Here is an 18,145-nt window from a genome sequence, read left to right as displayed (position 1 = left end):
GCGCCCGGCCAGGTTGGACAGGTCCTGGAACAGGAAGCGGTAGTGCGCCAGGCGCTCGACGATCAGGTGCAGGAACAGCCAGTAGTCCTCGACATCCAGGCGTGCGTCGTCTGGAGGGTTGAGCAGTGGCGCCAGTTCCGCCTGGAAGCGCTCGAACAGGCCGAGAATCAGGGGCTCCTTGCCGTGGAAGTGGTAGTACAGGTTGCCGGGGCTGATCCCCAGTTCATTGGCGATCTCCAGGATGGAGACGTTCGGTTCGCCTTGCTGGTTGAACAGCATCAGCGCACATTCGAGGATACGGTCGCGGGTTTTCATCCGGTCTTCTTATGCTGGCAGGGGAGGCTGGAAGCTAACCGGCCGAAGGTGGCTTCGGCCAGTGCTCGCTAGGCTGTTAACGCACATGCACATAGGTACCGGGCGCCGCTTCCAGCGCCGGGTAATGCGGATTGCCCAGGGCTACCAGGGGCTCGCGTTGCTCGCCGGCGTGCGCCTGGATCCAGCTCAGCCACTGCGGCCACCAGCTACCGTCGTGCCGCTGCGCATCGTGGTACCAGGCGCGCGGGTCGCCGCTGAGCTTGCCGCTCTCGAGGTAGTTGGCCTTGGGGTTGCCCGGTGGATTGAGGATGCTCTGGATGTGCCCGCTGTTGGACAGGATGAAGCGCTTGTTGCCGCCGATCAGCAGGCTCGAGCGATAGACCGCGTCCCAGGGGGTGATGTGGTCGTTGATTCCGGCGACGTTGAAGCTGTCGACCGTGACCTTGCGCAGGTCGACCGCGGTGCCGCAGATTTCCAGGCCGCCGGCACGGATCAGCGGGTTGTATTTGAAGAAGTCGATCAGATCGCGATGCAGGGCGGCCGGCAGGCGGGTGGTGTCGTTGTTCCAGTAGAGAATGTCGAAGGCCGGGGGTTGCTTGCCGAGCAGGTAGTTGTTGATCCAGTAGTTCCAGATCAGGTCGTTGGGGCGCATCCAGGCGAACACCCTGGCCATGTCGCGGCCGTCCAGTACGCCTTGCTGATAGGAGCGGCGCTTGGCCGCCTCCAGGGTTTTTTCATCGGCGAAGAGCATGGCCGGGCTGTCGAGCTGACTGTCCAGCAGGCTGACCAGATAGGTGGCGCTGGCGACTTTGCGCAGCTGCCGCTTGGCTTGCAGATGCCCCTGCAGGGCGGCGATGGTCAGGCCGCCGGCGCAGGCGCCGAGCAGGTTGACATCCTTGCTGGCGCTGATCGCCCGGCAGACATCGATGGCTTCCTCGGCCGCCTGTACATAGCTCGACAGGCCCCACTCGCGGTGCGCCTTGGTCGGGTTGCGCCAGCTCACCACGAATACCTGCAGGCCGTTCTTCAGGGCGTACTGGACGAAACTCTTGTCGGGTGACAGGTCGAAGATGTAGTACTTGTTGATCTGCGGCGGCACGATCAGCAGGGGGCGCAGGTACTGCTTTTCGCTCATCGGCTTGTACTGGATCAGTTCCAGCAGTTCATTGCGGAACACCACCGCGCCGGGCGTGGCGGCCAGGCTGCGGCCGACTTCGAAGGCCTGCTTGTTGACCTGGCTGGGCAGGCCGTCGTTGTGCAACAGGTCGTCGAGCAGGTGGCCCAGGCCTTTGAGTACGCTGCTGCCGCCAGTGTTGAACAGTTCCTTGAGCGCCAATGGGTTGAGCAGGGTATTGCTGGGGGACAGGGCATCGCCGAGGATGCTGACGACGAAGCGCGCACGGCTGCGGTCGTCGGCGCTCATGTCGCTTTCCTCGATCCAGCTGCCCAGCTGGTGTTGCCAGGCCAGGTAGGCCTGCAGGCCGCGGCGATAGAACGGGTTGAGGTGCCAGGTCGGATCGGCAAAACGCGAATCCTTCGGGTTGACCTGGTGCGGCGTGTCACCGAGCAGTACGCGACCCAGTTGTCCGCCCAGGGCTAGCGCGTGTCGGGCGCTGTGAACCGGCTGGCGCAAGCCCTGCAAGGCCAGGCCACGCAGGGTGGAAAACATGTCTCTGGCGCGCAGGCCCGCGACAGCACTCTGGGCATTCATCGAGCCGGCCGGGGCCGAAAGGCTGCGTACCGGGACTTGTTTGCGCATGGGACGACACTCCAAAACTATCCGTGATCAGGGAGCAGTACAGCAAGGCTTGTACCAAGAGGCTGTGGCTTCGCCACCTAGACTAGCGCAGGTTGTTCCCGGGCATATGACAGATTGAGTAACCAAGTGTCATAACCTGCGAGCCTGCACCGATATGGGGCGCGCCGACACCGTTGGTGCCCCACGCGGCTCGGTGAGCCTGACTCTGTCGGCCGCTGTGGGCGAGGGTTTTCATCTGCGCCCGGTACGGGTCATTGTTGGCGAGCGGGTACGGGGTGGGGGTGCATCACTGCGCGCTGGCGCTCTTCGGCGAGGAATTTCATGATGATCGGTGCCACGACTCCGGCGCGGGTCACCAGGAACAGGTGGCCGTCGTCGATTACGTGCAGATCGGAATTCGGGATACGCCAGGCCAGCAGGCGCATGTTGATCAGCGGGATCAGTGGATCGTCGTCGCCGGCCAGCACCAGGGTCGGTTGGCGGATCTTGTGCAGCCAGTGGATGCTGGTCCAGCCAATGCCGGCGAACAGCTGCCAGTAGTAGCCCATCTTGCCGCCCGAGCGCACCTTGCTGGCGTGTGCCAGGGCCAGCTTGGGATCGCGGCGGAAGGCGCCACCATAGATGTCCGGGGCGATCTGCACGCCATAGGACGGCTGCACATAGCGCCGTGGGCTGGCCATGCGCCAGAGTACCCGGGGCTTGCCCGGCACCATCACCGCACCGGCCGAGGTGGCGGCCAGCACCAGCTTCTTGCAGCGTTCCGGGTAGTCATGGGCGAACTGTTGCGCCAGGGCGCCGCCCCAGGACACGCCGATCACATTGACCTGGCCGTAGTCCAGGTAATCGAGCATGCGCGCTGCCAGTTTGGCCAGACCAGAGAAGCGGAATGGGGTGCTGGGGGTCGAGGAGCCACCGACGCCGGGGACGTCGAAGGCGATCACTTCGAGATCGCTGTCGAGCGCCCGAACGAAGGGCATGACCAGTTCCAGGTTGGCGCCGATGCCATTGAAAATCAGCAGCGGCGCCATCTTTCCGGTGCCGGGACGAACGGCGGTACGGATGGTTTGGCCATCCAGGTCGATGGTGCGGAATACGAAAGGTAACGACATGCGCGCAGGCCCTATGAATGAAAACACTGGGAGAGACCGTCCCGGTCACTCCCAGAACAAACCTGGTCGCCCACTCGGCGGATCTGCCGGTTGGGCGAGCGACACTTCCAGGTGCCGCGGGCAATGCTGCGCAGGGCGCAGGGCACAGTCGATCAGCGCTCGTGTACGTAGGTTCCAGGCGCTGGCTCGCCCGGCGGGAACTGTTTGTTGCCCAGCTTGGTCGGTGCTTTTTTGCTGGGACCGGAACGCTCGGTCAGCCACTTTTGCCAGTACAGCCACCAGGAATCGGTGTGTTTGGTCGAGCCGGCCTGCCAGTCTTTCGGGTCGCGCGGCATTTCCGAGTTGGTCATGTAGCGGCCCTTGGGGTTGCCCGGCGGGTTGAGAATGCTCTGGATATGCCCGCTGTTGGACAGCACGAATTCGCACTTGCCGCCAAACAGGTGGGCCGACTTGTAGCAGGCCTCCCAGGGGGTGATGTGGTCGGTGGTGCCGGCGAGGAAGAACACGTCGCAGGTGACCTGTTTGAGGTCGATCGGCGTGCCGCAGACTTCCAGGCCGCCGGGGCGGACCAGCGGGTTGGTCTTGAACATGTCGATGAACTCGCCGTGCAGCGCGGCGGGCAGGCGCGTGGTGTCGTTGTTCCAGTAGAGGATATCGAACACCGGCGGTTCGTTGCCGAGCAGGTAGTTGTTGACCCAGTAGTTCCAGATCAGGTCGTTGGGGCGCATCCAGGCGAACACCTTGGCCATGTCGCTGCCTTCGATGACGCCGGCCTGGTAGGAGCGGCGCTTGGCCATTTCCAGGGTCTTCTCGTCGGCGAACAGCGCAACCTGGGTGTCCAGTTGGGTGTCCAGCACGCTGACCAGCAGGTTCAGGGCATGTACCTTGTGCTCGCCAAGCGCCGCGTAGTGGCCGAGCAGCGAGGCGGTGGTCAGGCCGCCGGAGCAGGCGCCGAGCATGTTGATGTCTTTGCTGCCGGTGATCGCGATGACCGCCTCGATAGCTTCCTTGAGCGCTTCGATATAGCTCGACAGGCCCCACTCGCGGTGCGCCTTGGTCGGGTTGCGCCAGCTGACCACGAAGGTCTGCACGCCGCTGCGCAACAGAAAGCGCGCCAGGCTCTTGTCCGGCGACAGGTCGAACACATAGAACTTGTTGATCTGCGGTGGCACCACCAGCAGCGGGCGCTCCAGCACCTGCTCGGTGATCGGCTTGTACTGGATCAGCTCCAACACGCTATTGCTGAACACCACCGCGCCTTCGGTGGTGGCCAGGCTCTTGCCGACCTCGAAGGCCGTCATGTTGACCTGGCTGGGCATGCCGCCGTTATTGACGATGTCCTTGGCCAGGTGCGACAGGCCATCGAGCAGGCTCTTGCCGCCGGTTTCGAAGAAGCGTTTGACCGCCGCCGGGTTGGCCATGCTGTTGCTCGGCGCCATGGCATCGGTCATCAGGGAGATGACGAAGTGGCCACGGCTGGCATCCTGTTCCGACAGGTTGCTCTGTTCGACCCAGTCGTGCAGTTCCTTGCGCCAGGCCAGGTAAGTCTGCAGGTAGCGTTTGTACAGCGGGTTCTGGCTCCAGGCCGGGTCAGCGAAGCGGCGGTCGCCACTGTCGGGCTGCAACTCGGACGTGCCAAACAGCACGTTCTTCAGTTCCACGGCGAAATGAGCGACGTGTTTGGCGCTGTGAATCGGTTGCCGGATGGCCTGGGTGAGCACCGTGCGCGCCGAGGTCAGCAGGTCTTTGCTCTGGATGCCGACGATCGGATTCAGGCCGAGGGTGTTCTCTGAAGCTTGGTGTTTCAGGTCATCAGTGCTTTTTTCAGACATCTACGACGCTCCATTGTCCTGAGACGAATACCGGCGTGTTGCTGTGCAAGGCGACACGGGACTAGGCCGGGTATTGCTCGGGTTGCCGAGGGGGCGGAACTGATCCGCATCTCACTATGCACCTGACGTGGGTCAGATGCAGGGAACCTGCCAGTTCCTTGGTTACCCGAGTTTGTTGATTTGCGCAAGCTTGCCGCGATCTGGGCAAATGTGGGGGGAGTATGCCGAGATAGATTAGAAAGTGCGCTCTAACCTCTGCGGGGGCAGGGCTCGAGTATGGCCCCGGCCGCCCGTTGCAGGCGGCTGGAGCAGGAGGAGAGCTTTAGTTTGTCTCTTTGGCTAGAGCATCAGCTTGACCATGGACTCGTCGGGGTCGCGGGATTTTCCGGCAGCGGCGAGCGCGGCCAGGTAGTCGGCCCATAAGCGATCCTTATGAGTGGCCAGTTCATACAGGTAGTCCCAGGTGAACAGCCCGCTGTCGTGGCCATCGTCGAAACAGAGCTTCAGGGCGTAATTACCGGCCGGCTCGACGCCGCTCAGTGCGACGTGCAGCTTGCCAGTCTGCAGGATCGGCTTGCCATGGCCTTGTACCTCGGCCGAGGGCGAGTGCACGCGAAGGAACTCGGCGGTCAGGCTGTAGCTTTCACTGGGGTACTGCAGTTCCAGGGTTCGCGATGCCTTGTGCAGTTTGACGGCGCTGGGAATGTGCATGGCGGGTTCCGCAAGGGGTTGGTGTAGGAGCAAGGGCTAGGCGTCCTCCTCGCTCCTGCAGGCTGCTTTTTTAAAGAATATAGCGCGAGAGGTCTTCGTCCATGGCCAGTTCGCCGAGGTGGTCGTTGACGTAGTCCGCATCGATGCGGATCGGTTTCTCGTCGTGCTGGGCCGCCAGGTCGCCGGCGCTGAAGGACACCTCTTCGAGCAGGCGTTCGAGCAGGGTGTGCAGGCGTCGCGCCCCGATATTCTCGGTCTTCTCGTTGACCTGCCAGGCGATCTCGGCGAGCCGTTTGATACCGTCTGCGGCGAACTCGATGGTCAAGCCCTCGGTATTGAGCAGGGCAATGTACTGCTCGGTCAGCGAGGCGTGCGGTTCGGTGAGGATGCGCTCGAAATCTTCCGGCGACAGCGCCTTGAGTTCGACACGGATCGGCAGGCGACCTTGCAGTTCCGGCACCAGGTCGCTCGGTTTGCTCAGGTGGAAGGCGCCAGAGGCGATGAACAGGATGTGGTCGGTCTTGATCATGCCCAGCTTGGTGTTGACCGTGCAGCCTTCGATCAGCGGCAGCAGGTCGCGCTGCACGCCTTCGCGGGAGACGTCGGCGCCGCCGACGTTGCCACGCTTGGCGACCTTGTCGATCTCGTCGATGAAGACGATGCCGTTCTGCTCCACGGCTTCCAGGGCCTTGGCTTTCAGCTCTTCCTCGTTGACCAGGCGCGCGGCCTCTTCGTCGCGCACCAGCTTCAGCGCTTCCTTGACCTTGAGCGTGCGGTTCTTCTTCTTGCCCTTGCCCATGTTGGAGAACAGGTTCTGCAACTGACTGGTCATCTCTTCCATGCCCGGCGGGGTCATGATCTCGATACCGGCCGGGCTTTCGGCCACCTCGATGTCGATGTCCTTGTCATCCAGCAGGCCTTCGCGCAGGCGCTTGCGGAACAGTTGGCGGGTATTGGAATCGCTGCTCGGCGTCGGGTCTTCGTTGAAGCCGGCGCGTGGTGGCGGCAGCAGGGCATCGAGGATGCGTTCTTCGGCGGCGTCCTCGGCGCGATGACGGACCTTGATCATCTCCTGTTCGCGGAGCATTTTCACCGCCGCATCGGCCAGATCGCGAATGATCGATTCGACATCGCGGCCGACGTAGCCGACTTCGGTGAACTTGGTCGCTTCGACCTTGATGAAGGGTGCGCCGGCCAGTTTGGCCAGGCGGCGGGCGATCTCGGTCTTGCCGACCCCGGTCGGACCGATCATCAGGATGTTCTTCGGCGTCACTTCGGCGCGCAGCTCCAGCGGCAGCTGCATGCGCCGCCAGCGGTTGCGCAGGGCGATGGCCACGGCGCGCTTGGCGTCGTCCTGGCCGATGATGTGGCGGTTGAGTTCGTGCACGATTTCGCGGGGGGTCATGGACATGGCAGGCGGCTCCGAACGGAAATCGGCTCAGATGGCCGAGTCCAGTTCCTCGATAGTCAGATTCTGATTGGTGAAGACACAGATGGACGCGGCAATGTTCAACGCCTTTTCCGCGATTTCGTGGGCCGACATCTGCTCGGTGTTCTCCAGCAAGGCCAGGGCCGCCGCCTGGGCGAAGCCGCCACCGGAGCCCATGGCGATCAGGCCGTGCTCCGGTTCCACCACATCGCCATTGCCGGTGATGATCAGCGAGGCATCCTTGTTGGCCACTGCGAGCATGGCTTCCAGGCGGCTCAGCGAGCGGTCGGTACGCCAGTCCTTGGCCAGTTCGACGGCGGCGCGTACCAGGTGGCCCTGGTGTTTCTCCAGCTTGCCTTCGAAGCGTTCGAACAGGGTGAAGGCATCCGCGGTAGCGCCGGCAAAACCGGCCAATACCTGACCGTGATAGAGGCGGCGAACCTTTTTCGCATTGCCTTTCATCACGGTGTTGCCGAGGGAAACCTGGCCGTCGCCGCCCATGACGACTTTGCCGTGGCGGCGTACTGAAACGATGGTGGTCAAGGGGAGAGTCTCCACGCAGCGGGGCGAAAATGCCCAATGCAAACTCAAATGGGGGAGCGCAGGCTGCTTTTCAACCGGTGACCACCGATTCTCGACCAAACGGCGTGGCCGTGGCTGTAACAGCAGATTGCCGAGGCTGGGGATAGGTGGTGAAAAAATGCTCGCCTATTACGACGCTCGATATGTTCACAAGCGCTGAGGAAAGGCGTCGACCGGCTCCTGGCGAGCCGGTCGAGGTGAGGCTCAGCGGCTCTGCCGTTGCTGCAGGAGCAGATTGCTGAAGCCGTTGGCAGACAGGGCTTTTTGCGAGACCGCGAGTTGCTCGCGGTTGGCGAAGGGGCCGACCAGTACGCGGTACCAGGTTTCTTCGCGCACCCTGCCGGATTCCACGCGCACGTCCTGGCCGAGCAGGATGATCTGCGCACGCAGGCTTTCCGCATCGTCCTTGCGCCGGAACGAGCCGGCCTGGAGGAAGAATTGGCTGCTGAGTGGCGCCTGCGCCGTAGGGGGCGCCGGAGCTACGGGCGGTGCGGGCGGCGGGGTTTCGCCGTTGAGTGCGGCCAGGGCGCGCGCCGCGTCGATCTTCGCCGCTTCTGCCGGGGTCACCGCTGGTTGTGCGGGCGCGGGTGGCGGCAGGGTTTCCGCCGGCACTATGACTTCCGACTCGGGCAGCAGGGTGTAGAAGTCGTACTTGGGCTTGACCGGTTCCTGCGTGGCGGGTTTCGGCTTTGCCTGGCTGCTGGCGCGCGCGGTCTCGGCCTTGTTGCGTTTGATCGCGTCGCCACCGGGCTGCAGGTTCATCAGCAGCATGACGAACACGCCGACGACCAGGCCGCAGGCCAGCCAGATCCAGCCTGGCACCGGTTGCTTCGCCGGTGCCTTGTAGCGGCTGGCGCCGCGTTTGGCCGGTGGTTTCTTGCGCGCCGCCATTTACATGCGCTCCAGGGTTTCCAGGCCGAGCAGTTCCAGGCCCTGCTTGAGCGTGCGCCCGGTCAGGGCGGCCAGACGCAGGCGGCTCTGTTGGGTGGCCTGGTCCTCGGCGCTGAGGATCGGGCAATGCTCGTAGAAGCTGGAGAACAAACCGGCCACGTCGTACAGATAGGCACAGAGCAGGTGCGGTACGCCTTTGTCGGCGACGTTGTTCAGCACTTCGCCGAATTGCGCCAGTTTGCCGGCCAGGGCCAGCTCCTGTTCGGCCGCGAGAATGATCCGCCCCTCGATGTTGCTGTTGCCGAGTTTGCGGAACACGCTGGCGACCCGGGTGTAGGCGTACAGCAGGTAGGGTGCGGTGTTGCCCTCGAAGCTGAGCATCTGCTCGAAGTTGAAGCTGTAGTCGCTGGTACGGTGCTTGGACAGGTCGGCGTACTTCACCGCGCCGATGCCGACGGCGTGGGCGATGCCGCGCAGCTCGCGCTCATCCAGGTCCGGGTTCTTGCCCTTGACCAGGCTGTAGGCACGTTCTTCGGCCTCGTCGAGCAGGTCGATCAATTTGACCGTGCCGCCATCGCGGGTCTTGAACGGGCGGCCGTCGGCGCCGTTCATGGTGCCGAAGCCCATGTGTTCGAGTTGCATGCCGTCATGCACGAAGCCGGCGCGGCGCGCCACTTCGAAGGCCATCTGGAAGTGCAGGGCCTGGCGCTGGTCGACGAAGTAGAGCGCGCGATCGGCCTTGAGCTGCTGGCTGCGGTAACGCATGGCGGCCAGGTCGGTGGTCGCGTAGAGGTAGCCGCCGCCGGCCTTCTGCACGATCACCGGCAGCGGATTGCCTTCGGCGTTCTTGAACTCGTCCATGAATACGCACTGGGCGCCGTCGCTCTCGCTGAGCAGGCCCTGGTCGCGCAGGGCGTCGATGATGCCCGGCAGTTCGGCGTTGTAGGCGCTCTCGCCCTTGACGTCGGCCGGGCTCAGCTTGACGCCCAGGCGGTCGTAGGCCTGCTGGCAGTGCGACAGGGAAATTTCGTTGAAGCGGTGCCACAGGCGCAGGCACTCGGCTTCGCCGGCTTGCAGCTGGACCACCAGTTCGCGGGCGCGCGCAGCGAACTCGGCGGAGTCGTCGAAGCATTTCTTCGCCGCGCGGTAGAAGCCTTCCAGGTCGGCCAGCTCGCTCTCGGCGGCAGCCGGGTTGGCTTCCATAAAGGCCAGCAGCATGCCGAACTGGGTGCCCCAGTCGCCGACGTGGTTCTGCCGGATCACGTTGTCGCCGAGGAACTCCAACACCCGTGCCACGGCGTCGCCGATGATGGTAGAGCGCAGGTGGCCGACGTGCATTTCCTTGGCCAGGTTCGGCGACGACAGGTCGACCACCACGGTCTGCGGCTTGCCGGCCTTGCGCACGCCGAGCTTGGCATCGGCCAGCAGGGCGTCGAGGCGGTCGGCCAGGGCTTGGCTGTTCTGGTAGAAGTTGAGAAAGCCCGGGCCGGCGATTTCGACCTTGCTGATCCGTTCATCGCTGGGCAGTGCGGCGATCAGCTTTTGCGCCAGGTCGCGCGGCTTCATGGCGGCCGGCTTGGCCAGCATCAGGGCGATATTGCTGGCGAAATCGCCGTGGCTCTTGTCCTTGGTGTTCTCCACCTGGATCGCCGGGCTCAGGCCCTCGGGCAGCACGCCTTCGGTCGTCAGGCGGGTCAGGGCTTGCTGGATCAGGTGGCGAATGCTGTCTTTCATGGTCTGCTCGGTCGGCCGTTGTCAGCGGCGGCGCGCGAAGGCGCAGGTGGAAAACTGGGCATTATCGACGCCCGGAGGGCGCAGCTTCAAGCGGCATGTCATAAGCGGCAGGTAAAAGCTGTGTAGGGTGCGCCGTGCGCACTACCTGCCTGTGTGCCAATGGTGCGCACGGCGCACCCTACTTCAGAATAAATCTATCGGGTCGACGTCCAGCGACCAGCGTACCGCGCGCCCGCCGGGCATCTGTTCCAGGGCCAGCATCCAGCTGCTGAGCAGGCGGTGCAGTGGCGCGCGGGCGTTGGCTTGCACCAGCAGTTGGGCGCGGTAACGGCCGGCGCGACGTTCCATCGGTGCTGGTACCGGGCCGAGCAGTTCGATGCCGCTTAGCTTGAGTTCGTTCACTAACAGTTCGGCTTCGCTGCAGGCCTGCTCGAGAAAACCTTCGGCCTGTCCCGGCTTGTGCGCTTCGGCGCGCAGCAGGGCCAGGTGGCAGAACGGCGGCAGGCCGGCGCTGCGGCGTTCGCTGAGGGCTTGCTCGGCGAAGGCGAAGTAACCCTGTTCGGTCAGCTGCACCAGTAACGGATGGTCGGCCAGGTGGCTCTGGATGATCACCTTGCCGGGTTCCTCGGCGCGGCCGGCGCGGCCGGCGACCTGGACGATCAACTGGGCCATGCGCTCGCTGGCGCGAAAGTCGGCGGAGAACAGCCCGCCGTCGGCATCCAGGATCGCCACCAGGGTCACGCGGGGAAAGTGGTGGCCCTTGGCGAGCATCTGGGTGCCGACCAGGATGCACGGCTCGCCGCGCTGCACGGTGTTGAACAGGGTGGTCATGGCCTCCTTGCGCGAGGTGCTGTCGCGGTCCACGCGCAACACCGGAACCTGCGGGAAAAGAATGCCCAGGCGCTCTTCGGCGCGCTCGGTGCCGGCGCCGACCGGGCGCAGGTCGACGTTGTTGCAGGTCGGGCAGTTGCTCGGCTGGCGTTCGACATGCCCGCAGTGATGGCAACGCAATTCGCCGGAGCGCTGGTGCACGGTCATCCGCGCGTCGCAACGCGGGCATTCCGACAGCCAGCCGCAGTCGTGGCAGAGCAGGGTCGGGGCGAAGCCGCGACGGTTGAGAAACACCAGGACCTGCTGGCCGGCCGCCAGGGTCTGGGCGATGGCCTGCTGCATGGGCGCGGAGATGCCGGAATCGAGTGGCCGGCTTTTCACGTCCAGGCGCAAGAAGCGCGGTTGCTGGGCGCCGCCGGCGCGCTGGTGCAGGTGCAGCATGGCGTAACGGCCGCTGCGGGCGTTGTGCAGGCTTTCCATGGAGGGGGTGGCCGAGCCGAGCAGGATCGGAATGTTTTCCTGGTGCGCCCGCACCACGGCCAGGTCGCGGGCATGGTAGCGCAGGCCCTCTTGCTGCTTGTAGGAGGCGTCATGCTCTTCGTCGATGATGATCAGGCCGGGGCGCTGCATCGGGGTGAACAGCGCCGAACGGGTGCCGATGATGATGTCGGCCTCGCCGTCGCGGGCGGCCAGCCAGGCGTCCAGGCGTTCGCGGTCGTTGACCCCGGAGTGGAGCAGGGCGATCCGCGCGTTGAAACGGCGCTCGAAGCGCGCCAGGGTCTGCGGGCCTAGGTTGATCTCGGGGATCAGGATCAGGGCCTGCTTGCCGGCTTCCAGGGTCTCGCGGATCAGTTGCAGGTAGACCTCGGTCTTGCCGCTGCCGGTCACTCCGGCGAGCAGGAAGGCATTGAAACGGCCGAAGCCGGTGCGAATGGCTTCGGCTGCCGCGCGCTGCTCCGGGTTCAGGGGCAGTTCCGGTTCCGCCAGCCAGTTGCGGTGGCGTTCGCTGGCGGCATGCCGGCGTATCTCGATGCGCAGCAGGCCCTTCTCGTGTAGCAGGCCCAGGCTTTCCCTGTTCAGTTGCAACTGGCCAAGCAACTGATGAGCGACGCCGTGCGGGTGTTGGGCGATGGTTCGCAGGGCCTCGCGCTGACGCGGCGCGCGGGCCAGGCGCGGGTCATCCAGCTGGGCTCCTTCGGCCAGGTGCCAGAAACGCTCCTGGCGAACTTCCGCCGGCTCGCCCTGGCGCAGCAATACCGGCAGTGCCCAGCTGAGGGTGTCGCCCAGGCTGTGCTGGTAATACTGCGCCGTCCACATGCACAGCTTGAACAGCGCCGGCGGCAGCGGTGATTGGGCGTCGAGCAGTTGCAGCGCGGGCTTGAGCTTGTCTGCGGGGACCTCGCTGTGCGCCGTTACCTCGATCAGAATGCCGATCAGCTCACGCCGGCCAAAGGGTACGCGCAGCCGTGCGCCTGGTTGCAGGGCGCTGCGCGGTACTCCGGGCGGCGCACGGTAGTCGAACAGGCGGCGCAGCGGCGAGGGCAGAGCGATGCGCAGAATGGCGTCGGGCACGCGGTAGGCTCCAAGTAGAAGGGCGCGATCTTAGCACGCGGCCCGGCGACGGCCGGTGTCGCGGTGGCTTGCGTCGTGGCTGGGCTCTGGTATCATCCCCGGCCTAATTCAGTGCGGTACTCGACAATAGTGTCGGGTGGCGGCATGTCAGCCCCGAGGAATACACCATGAAAGCCGATATCCATCCGAACTACGAAGCCCTCACTGCTACCTGCAGCTGTGGCAACGTGATCGAAACTCGCTCCACCCTGGCCAAGCCACTGAGCCTGGACGTGTGCAACGAGTGCCACCCGTTCTACACCGGCAAGCAGAAAATGCTGGATACCGGCGGCCGCGTCGATCGCTTCAAGCAGCGTTTCGGCATGTTTGGCGCCAAGCAGTAAGTTTGCGCGCAGCGACGGGTGCCCTGATGGGTGGTTCTTCGCTACTGAAAAAGGCGTCCCTGGTGGGCGCCTTTTTTGTGTCCGCGTTTTGCCTGACTTCCGCCCAGGCGTTCTGTCCGGAGCCCGGCCAATTGCCGAGCTTCGGCGTGCAGCGCATCGTCGATGGCGACACCTTGCGCCTGCAGGATGGCCGCAGTGTGCGCTTGATCGGGTTGAACAGCCCTGAACTCGGACGTGATGGGCGCAGCGCCGAACCCTTTGCCGAGGCCGCGCGCCGCCGCTTGAGCGAGCTGGTGGCGGCCAATGACGGGCGGGTCGGTTTGCAACTTGGCCGTGAGCCAAAGGATCACTACGGACGCACCCTGGCCCATGCCTACGACGCCAGGGGGCGTAACCTCGAAGCGCAACTGCTGGCCGAAGGGCTGGGCTACCTGGTGGCGATTGCCCCCAATGTGGCGCTGGTCGAGTGCCAGCAGGCAGCCGAGCGGCTGGCACGGCAGTCGCGCGTCGGCCTCTGGCGGCGTTCGCCGGTACAGATGCCCGGGCAGTTGAGTCGCGGCGGTTTTGCCCTGATCGAGGGCCGGGTCGAGCGGGTCGAGCGCAACCGCGGTGGGGTCTGGCTGGAGTTGGGGGATTCGCTGGTCCTGCGTGTGCCACCGCAGGCACTGGATGGCTTCGATTGGCGCCGCTTGCAAGGCTTGGCTGGGCGCCGGGTCGAAGCCCGGGGCTGGGTGATTGACCGCTCCCGCCGCGCGGGAGTAAAACCGGGACAGGCACGCTGGATGTTGCCCGTGACTCATGAAGCGATGCTGGAGGTGCTGCCTTGAACCTGCGTTATTGGGCGGTTGGGCTGCTGGTGCTCGGGCAACTGAGCGGTTGCGCGGTCAACCCCGCCACCGGGCGCAGCAATTTCGTGATGATGAGTGAGCGACAGGAGCTGGATCTCGGGCGGCGCTACAGCCAGGAAATCCTCAAGCAATACCCCCGTTATGCCGACGAGAAACTGCAGGCCTATGTCCAGCAGGTCGGCGAGCGAGTGGCCAGGCACAGTCATCGCAGCCAGCTCGATTACCAATTCACCGTGGTCGATAGCCCGGATATCAACGCCTTCGCCCTGCCGGGCGGCTATATCTATATTCACCGCGGGCTGCTGGCCTACCTCAATTCGGAAGCCGAGCTGGCCGCGGTATTGGGGCACGAGATCGGGCATGTCACCGCGCGGCACGGCGTGCAGCAGCAAAGTCAGTCGAGTGCCTGGAGCTTTCTCGGTCAGGCGCTGGCCATTGGCACCGGTGTCGGAGCGGCAGCCGACCTGACCAGTGTCCTGGGCAGTGCCTTCGTGCGTGGCTATGGCCGCGACATGGAGCTGGAGGCCGATGGTTTGGGTGCCCAGTATCTGGCGCGCAGCGGCTATGACCCGCAGGCGATGAGCGAAGTGGTCAGGGTGCTGAAAAATCAGGAAGACTTCGCTCGTGAGCAGGCGGCCAGGCGCGGCCAGGCACAGCCGGCGGGCGGCTATCACGGCATATTCGATACCCATCCGGATAATGACCGGCGTCTGCAGCAGGTTCTGGGGCCGGCGCGGGCGCTGGCAACCGGGCAGCAGGAAATCAATCGCGAGACCTTTATCGAGCACCTGAATGGGCTGCCATTTGGCGATTCCGCCGCCAGCGGGGTGCGCCGTGGTCAGCACTTCTACCATGCCGAGCTGGACTTGACCCTGGCGTTCCCGCAAGGCTGGAGCATGGTCAATCGGCCTGATGCGCTGATCGGTCACAGTGCCGATCAGCAGGCCTTTATCGCCATGACCCAGCAGGCCAATCCCCAGCGCCTCTCCGCGGCTCAGCTGCTGCGTCAGCGCGTCGGCGGGCAGCGTCTGGAGGCCGGGAGCGAATGGCGCCAGGCCGGGTTGTCGGGCTACAGCGCTATCGTTCCAGGCGCTGCCGCCAAGCGCGTCGCGGTGCTGTTGCGGGGGTCGCGGGCTTACCTGTTTGTTGCGGCGGTGCGCGGACGCGCGACGCTGGACGTCCACGATGGCGCCTTTCTCAAGGTGATCAAGAGCTTGCGTCCGCTTACCGCGGCCGAGCGACTCCTGGCGGAGCCTCTGCGACTGCACCTGGTCAAGGCGCGAAGCGGGCAGAGCATGGCGGCGCTGGCCAGGCAAAGCAAGTTGCCGGGCGATGCCCAGGCGACCTTGCGCCTGCTCAATAATCTCTATCCCGCAGGTGAGCCGGCCCCTGGCAGCTGGCTCAAGGTCGTGCGTTAGTCAGGTCATCCGGGCAAGACTTAACGGTCTTGTGCAGATGTATACAACTTGCGTATCCTCGGCCGCCTGCCTGTTCAACAGCCAAAAAAGCGGAAATGCCCCTATGTCTGATTTGAAAACCGCCGCTCTCGAATATCATGCCAAGCCCCGTCCGGGTAAGCTGAGCGTCGAGCTGACCAAGCCCACTGCCACTGCTCGCGACCTGGCGCTGGCCTACAGCCCGGGTGTTGCCGAGCCTGTGCGTGAAATCGCCCGTGACCCTGAACTGGCTTACCGTTACACCGGTAAGGGCAATCTGGTCGCGGTCATTTCCGACGGCACCGCGATTCTGGGCCTGGGCAACCTCGGTCCGTTGGCGTCCAAGCCGGTTATGGAAGGCAAGGGCGTGCTGTTCAAGCGCTTCGCCGGTATCGACGTGTTCGACATCGAAGTCGACGCCGAAAGCCCGCAAGCCTTCATCGATACGGTCAAGCGCATTTCCATCACCTTCGGTGGCATCAATCTGGAAGACATCAAGGCGCCGGAGTGCTTCGAGATCGAGCGCGCCTTGATCGAGCAGTGCGACATTCCGGTTTTCCACGATGACCAGCACGGGACCGCCATCGTCACTGCCGCCGGCATGCTCAACGCCCTGGAAATCGCCGGCAAGACCCTGGAGCAGGCGCAGATCGTCTGTCTGGGCGCCGGCGCTGCGGCGACTTCCTGCATGAAGCTGCTGGTGAGCATGGGGGCCAAGGTCGAAAACATCTACATGATCGACCGCAAGGGCGTAATCCATGCCGGTCGTGATGACCTGAACCAGTACAAGGCGATATTCGCCACCGAAACCGACAAGCGCACGCTGTCCGAGGCGCTCGAGGGCGCCGATGTGTTCGTCGGTCTGTCCGGTGCCAATCTGCTCCCAGCGGAAGACCTCCAGCGCATGGCGGCCAACCCGATCGTGTTCGCCTGCTCCAACCCTGACCCGGAAATCGCTCCGGAACTGGCCCATGCTGCACGCAACGACGTGATCATGGCCACCGGTCGCTCGGACTACCCGAACCAGGTCAACAACGTTCTCGGCTTCCCGTTCATCTTCCGCGGTGCCTTGGACGTTCGCGCCACTCGCATCAACGAAGAGATGAAAATCGCCGCGGCCCTGGCCCTGCGTGATCTGGCCAAGCTGCCGGTGTCGCAGGAAGTCTGCGACGCCTACGGCGGCATCGAGCTTTCGTTCGGTCGTGAGTACATCATTCCCAAGCCGATGGATCCACGCCTGATCACCGTGGTCTGCGATGCCGTGGCCAAGGCCGCCATTGAAAGCGGCGTGGCGACGCTGCCCTACCCGAAGCACTATCCGCTGACCTCGGTGGATGATGTGTTCAACGGCTAAGCCGCAGCCATAAAAAAACCCGCTTCGGCGGGTTTTTTTATGGGTTCAAGGCATAAGCCGTAAGCTTTAAGTCAAAGCCAAGGCAAAGGTTTGATGCCGCTGGGGCGGCCCCCTCTTTCCGCGGCTGCGCTAGAACAAGTCGATCGGCGCCGACTCGTCGGCGGGCAGCGGGCTGCCTGGCGCGTGGAAGCCTGGTTCCAATTCGCTCATTGGCGGCGGCGAGTCTTCGCTCTTGAACAGTTCGAAGTAGGCGTCAACGGTGCCGGGCACGGCAGCGCGACCGCTATAGGGGTCGATGCGCAGGGTCAGCAGGCCTTTGGGTTCCGCAGGGGCATGGCTGGGGCTGTCTTTGAGGGCGCTGGCCATGTAACTCATCCAGATCGGCAGGGCGACAGTGCCGCCGTACTCATGCCTGCCGAGGCTTTCCGGTTGATCGAAACCGGCCCACACGGTGGTCACGTAATCGGCGTTGTAGCCGGAGAACCAGCTATCCTTGGACTCGTTGGTCGTGCCGGTTTTCCCGGCCAGATCATTGCGGCCCAGAGCCAGGGCTCTGCGCCCGGTACCGCGCTTGATCACGTCCTGCAGCATGCTGGTCATGATATAGGCGGTGCGCTCGTCGAGGATGCGTTCGGCGGCAACGGGTTTGGCGGCCAGCGCTTGCTCGGGTGTGGTCGCGTGGCTGTCGGTGGCGGTAACGGCGGCAGCTTCATCGAGGGTTGAGGTGTTGCTGGCCTTCGGGGTGCTCGCCGGGTTGGCGATAAACAGCGGTTCGCCGTAACGACTGTCTATGCGTTCGATCAGGTAGGGCTGGGTTTTATAGCCGCCGTTGGCGAACACGGCCCAGCCGCCGGCCACTTCCAGCGGCGTCAGGTTGGCGGTGCCGAGTGCCAGGGACAGGTTGCGCGGCAGATCTTGCTTGTCGAAGCCAAAGCGGCTGACGTAATCCAGGGCGTAGTCGATGCCGATGGCTTGCAGCAGGCGAATCGACACCAGGTTACGTGATCTATACAGGGCCTCGCGCAGGCGAATCGGGCCCAGGAAGGTGTTGTTGTCGTTTTTCGGTCGCCAGCCCTGGTCGAGGTATTCGTCGACGAACACGATTGGCGCATCGTTCACCAGGCTCGCGGCCGTGTAGCCGCGGTCCAGCGCGGCGCTATAGATGAAGGGCTTGAAGCTGGAGCCCGGCTGACGCTTGGCTTGTGCTGCGCGGTTGTATTTACTTTGTTCGAATGAGAAGCCGCCGACCAGTGCGCGGATCGCGCCGTTAAGCGGGTCAAGTGAGACCAGCGCGCTCTGCGCCTGCGGTAGCTGGACGAAGCGCAAGCTGCCATCGTTCTGGCGTTGCACGCGAATCAG

15 protein-coding genes are annotated in these 18,145 nt (G+C 64.2%); 4 read left to right on the top strand and 11 right to left on the bottom strand.

What is annotated here, in order from left to right; translation table 11 throughout:
• From ABZE94_RS11805 to ABZE94_RS11760, 10 genes are all read right to left on the bottom strand, one after another.
• A partial coding sequence (locus ABZE94_RS11805) for a TetR/AcrR family transcriptional regulator (RefSeq protein ID WP_372875709.1) occupies positions 1-315 on the bottom strand: 315 nt, incomplete at its 3' end.
• Between the two features lie 76 nt (positions 316-391).
• Complete coding sequence (gene phaC / locus ABZE94_RS11800; protein ID WP_372875708.1) at positions 392-2,074, bottom strand: class II poly(R)-hydroxyalkanoic acid synthase; 1,683 nt, start codon at positions 2,072-2,074, stop codon at positions 392-394.
• A 251-nt stretch (positions 2,075-2,325) separates the two neighbouring features.
• Positions 2,326-3,183 carry a poly(3-hydroxyalkanoate) depolymerase gene (phaZ, locus tag ABZE94_RS11795; RefSeq protein ID WP_372875707.1) on the bottom strand — a complete coding sequence of 286 codons (858 nt, stop codon included), beginning with the start codon at positions 3,181-3,183 and terminating at the stop codon, positions 2,326-2,328.
• 152 nt (positions 3,184-3,335) lie between these two features.
• Complete coding sequence (phaC, locus tag ABZE94_RS11790; protein WP_372875706.1) at positions 3,336-5,015, bottom strand: class II poly(R)-hydroxyalkanoic acid synthase; 1,680 nt, start codon at positions 5,013-5,015, stop codon at positions 3,336-3,338.
• A 339-nt stretch (positions 5,016-5,354) separates the two neighbouring features.
• Complete coding sequence (locus tag ABZE94_RS11785) at positions 5,355-5,726, bottom strand: gamma-butyrobetaine hydroxylase-like domain-containing protein (RefSeq protein ID WP_372875705.1); 372 nt, start codon at positions 5,724-5,726, stop codon at positions 5,355-5,357.
• Positions 5,727-5,796: 70 nt separating this feature from the next.
• The gene (gene hslU, locus ABZE94_RS11780) at positions 5,797-7,137 is read right to left on the bottom strand and encodes an ATP-dependent protease ATPase subunit HslU (RefSeq protein WP_372875704.1); all 1,341 of its coding nucleotides are present in this window, start codon (positions 7,135-7,137) and stop codon (positions 5,797-5,799) included.
• A 27-nt stretch (positions 7,138-7,164) separates the two neighbouring features.
• The gene (gene hslV / locus ABZE94_RS11775) at positions 7,165-7,698 is read right to left on the bottom strand and encodes an ATP-dependent protease subunit HslV (protein WP_090501097.1); all 534 of its coding nucleotides are present in this window, start codon (positions 7,696-7,698) and stop codon (positions 7,165-7,167) included.
• A 243-nt stretch (positions 7,699-7,941) separates the two neighbouring features.
• The gene (locus ABZE94_RS11770) at positions 7,942-8,628 is read right to left on the bottom strand and encodes an SPOR domain-containing protein (protein WP_372875703.1); all 687 of its coding nucleotides are present in this window, start codon (positions 8,626-8,628) and stop codon (positions 7,942-7,944) included.
• Positions 8,629-10,362 (bottom strand): arginine--tRNA ligase, encoded by a 1,734-nt coding sequence (argS, locus tag ABZE94_RS11765; RefSeq protein ID WP_372875702.1) that lies wholly within the window; start codon positions 10,360-10,362, stop codon positions 8,629-8,631.
• Between the two features lie 183 nt (positions 10,363-10,545).
• Complete coding sequence (locus ABZE94_RS11760; protein WP_372875701.1) at positions 10,546-12,765, bottom strand: primosomal protein N'; 2,220 nt, start codon at positions 12,763-12,765, stop codon at positions 10,546-10,548.
• Positions 12,766-12,932: 167 nt separating this feature from the next.
• On the opposite strand from ABZE94_RS11760, the gene rpmE reads away from it, so the two are divergent.
• From rpmE to ABZE94_RS11740, 4 genes are all read left to right on the top strand, one after another.
• On the top strand, positions 12,933-13,148 hold the full coding sequence (gene rpmE / locus ABZE94_RS11755) for a 50S ribosomal protein L31 (protein WP_238040374.1): 216 nt from the start codon (positions 12,933-12,935) through the stop codon (positions 13,146-13,148).
• Positions 13,149-13,174: 26 nt separating this feature from the next.
• Positions 13,175-13,975, top strand: coding sequence for a thermonuclease family protein (locus ABZE94_RS11750; RefSeq protein WP_372875700.1), 801 nt, complete (start codon positions 13,175-13,177; stop codon positions 13,973-13,975).
• A gap of 2 nt (positions 13,976-13,977) precedes the next feature.
• Positions 13,978-15,414 carry a M48 family metalloprotease gene (locus ABZE94_RS11745; protein WP_372875710.1) on the top strand — a complete coding sequence of 479 codons (1,437 nt, stop codon included), beginning with the start codon at positions 13,978-13,980 and terminating at the stop codon, positions 15,412-15,414.
• Positions 15,415-15,517: 103 nt separating this feature from the next.
• Positions 15,518-16,786: a malic enzyme-like NAD(P)-binding protein gene (locus tag ABZE94_RS11740; protein WP_372875699.1), complete on the top strand. Its 1,269-nt coding sequence runs from the start codon at positions 15,518-15,520 to the stop codon at positions 16,784-16,786.
• A gap of 129 nt (positions 16,787-16,915) precedes the next feature.
• Here ABZE94_RS11740 and ABZE94_RS11735 read toward each other — a convergent pair.
• The coding region (locus tag ABZE94_RS11735) for a penicillin-binding transpeptidase domain-containing protein (RefSeq protein WP_372875698.1) at positions 16,916-18,145 on the bottom strand (1,230 nt) is incomplete at its 5' end.

Origin of the sequence: Pseudomonas sp., from assembly GCF_041601375.1 — a bacterium.
Taxonomy (GTDB): Bacteria; Pseudomonadota; Gammaproteobacteria; order Pseudomonadales; family Pseudomonadaceae; genus Aquipseudomonas.
The sequence above is the reverse complement of the archived record's forward strand: the minus strand, read 5'-3'. Positions and strand labels throughout refer to the sequence as shown.

Bases quoted from the DNA above. Each gene is read 5' to 3' on its own strand.
- phaC (WP_372875708.1), bottom strand. From the start codon at position 2,074: ATGCGCAAACAAGTCCCGGTACGCAGCCTTTCGGCCCCGGCCGGCTCG.
- phaZ (WP_372875707.1), bottom strand. From the start codon at position 3,183: ATGTCGTTACCTTTCGTATTCCGCACCATCGACCTGGATGGCCAAACC.
- phaC (WP_372875706.1), bottom strand. From the start codon at position 5,015: ATGTCTGAAAAAAGCACTGATGACCTGAAACACCAAGCTTCAGAGAAC.
- ABZE94_RS11785 (WP_372875705.1), bottom strand. From the start codon at position 5,726: ATGCACATTCCCAGCGCCGTCAAACTGCACAAGGCATCGCGAACCCTG.
- hslU (WP_372875704.1), bottom strand. From the start codon at position 7,137: ATGTCCATGACCCCCCGCGAAATCGTGCACGAACTCAACCGCCACATC.
- ABZE94_RS11770 (WP_372875703.1), bottom strand. From the start codon at position 8,628: ATGGCGGCGCGCAAGAAACCACCGGCCAAACGCGGCGCCAGCCGCTAC.
- argS (WP_372875702.1), bottom strand. From the start codon at position 10,362: ATGAAAGACAGCATTCGCCACCTGATCCAGCAAGCCCTGACCCGCCTG.
- rpmE (WP_238040374.1), top strand. From the start codon at position 12,933: ATGAAAGCCGATATCCATCCGAACTACGAAGCCCTCACTGCTACCTGC.
- ABZE94_RS11750 (WP_372875700.1), top strand. From the start codon at position 13,175: ATGGGTGGTTCTTCGCTACTGAAAAAGGCGTCCCTGGTGGGCGCCTTT.
- ABZE94_RS11740 (WP_372875699.1), top strand. From the start codon at position 15,518: ATGTCTGATTTGAAAACCGCCGCTCTCGAATATCATGCCAAGCCCCGT.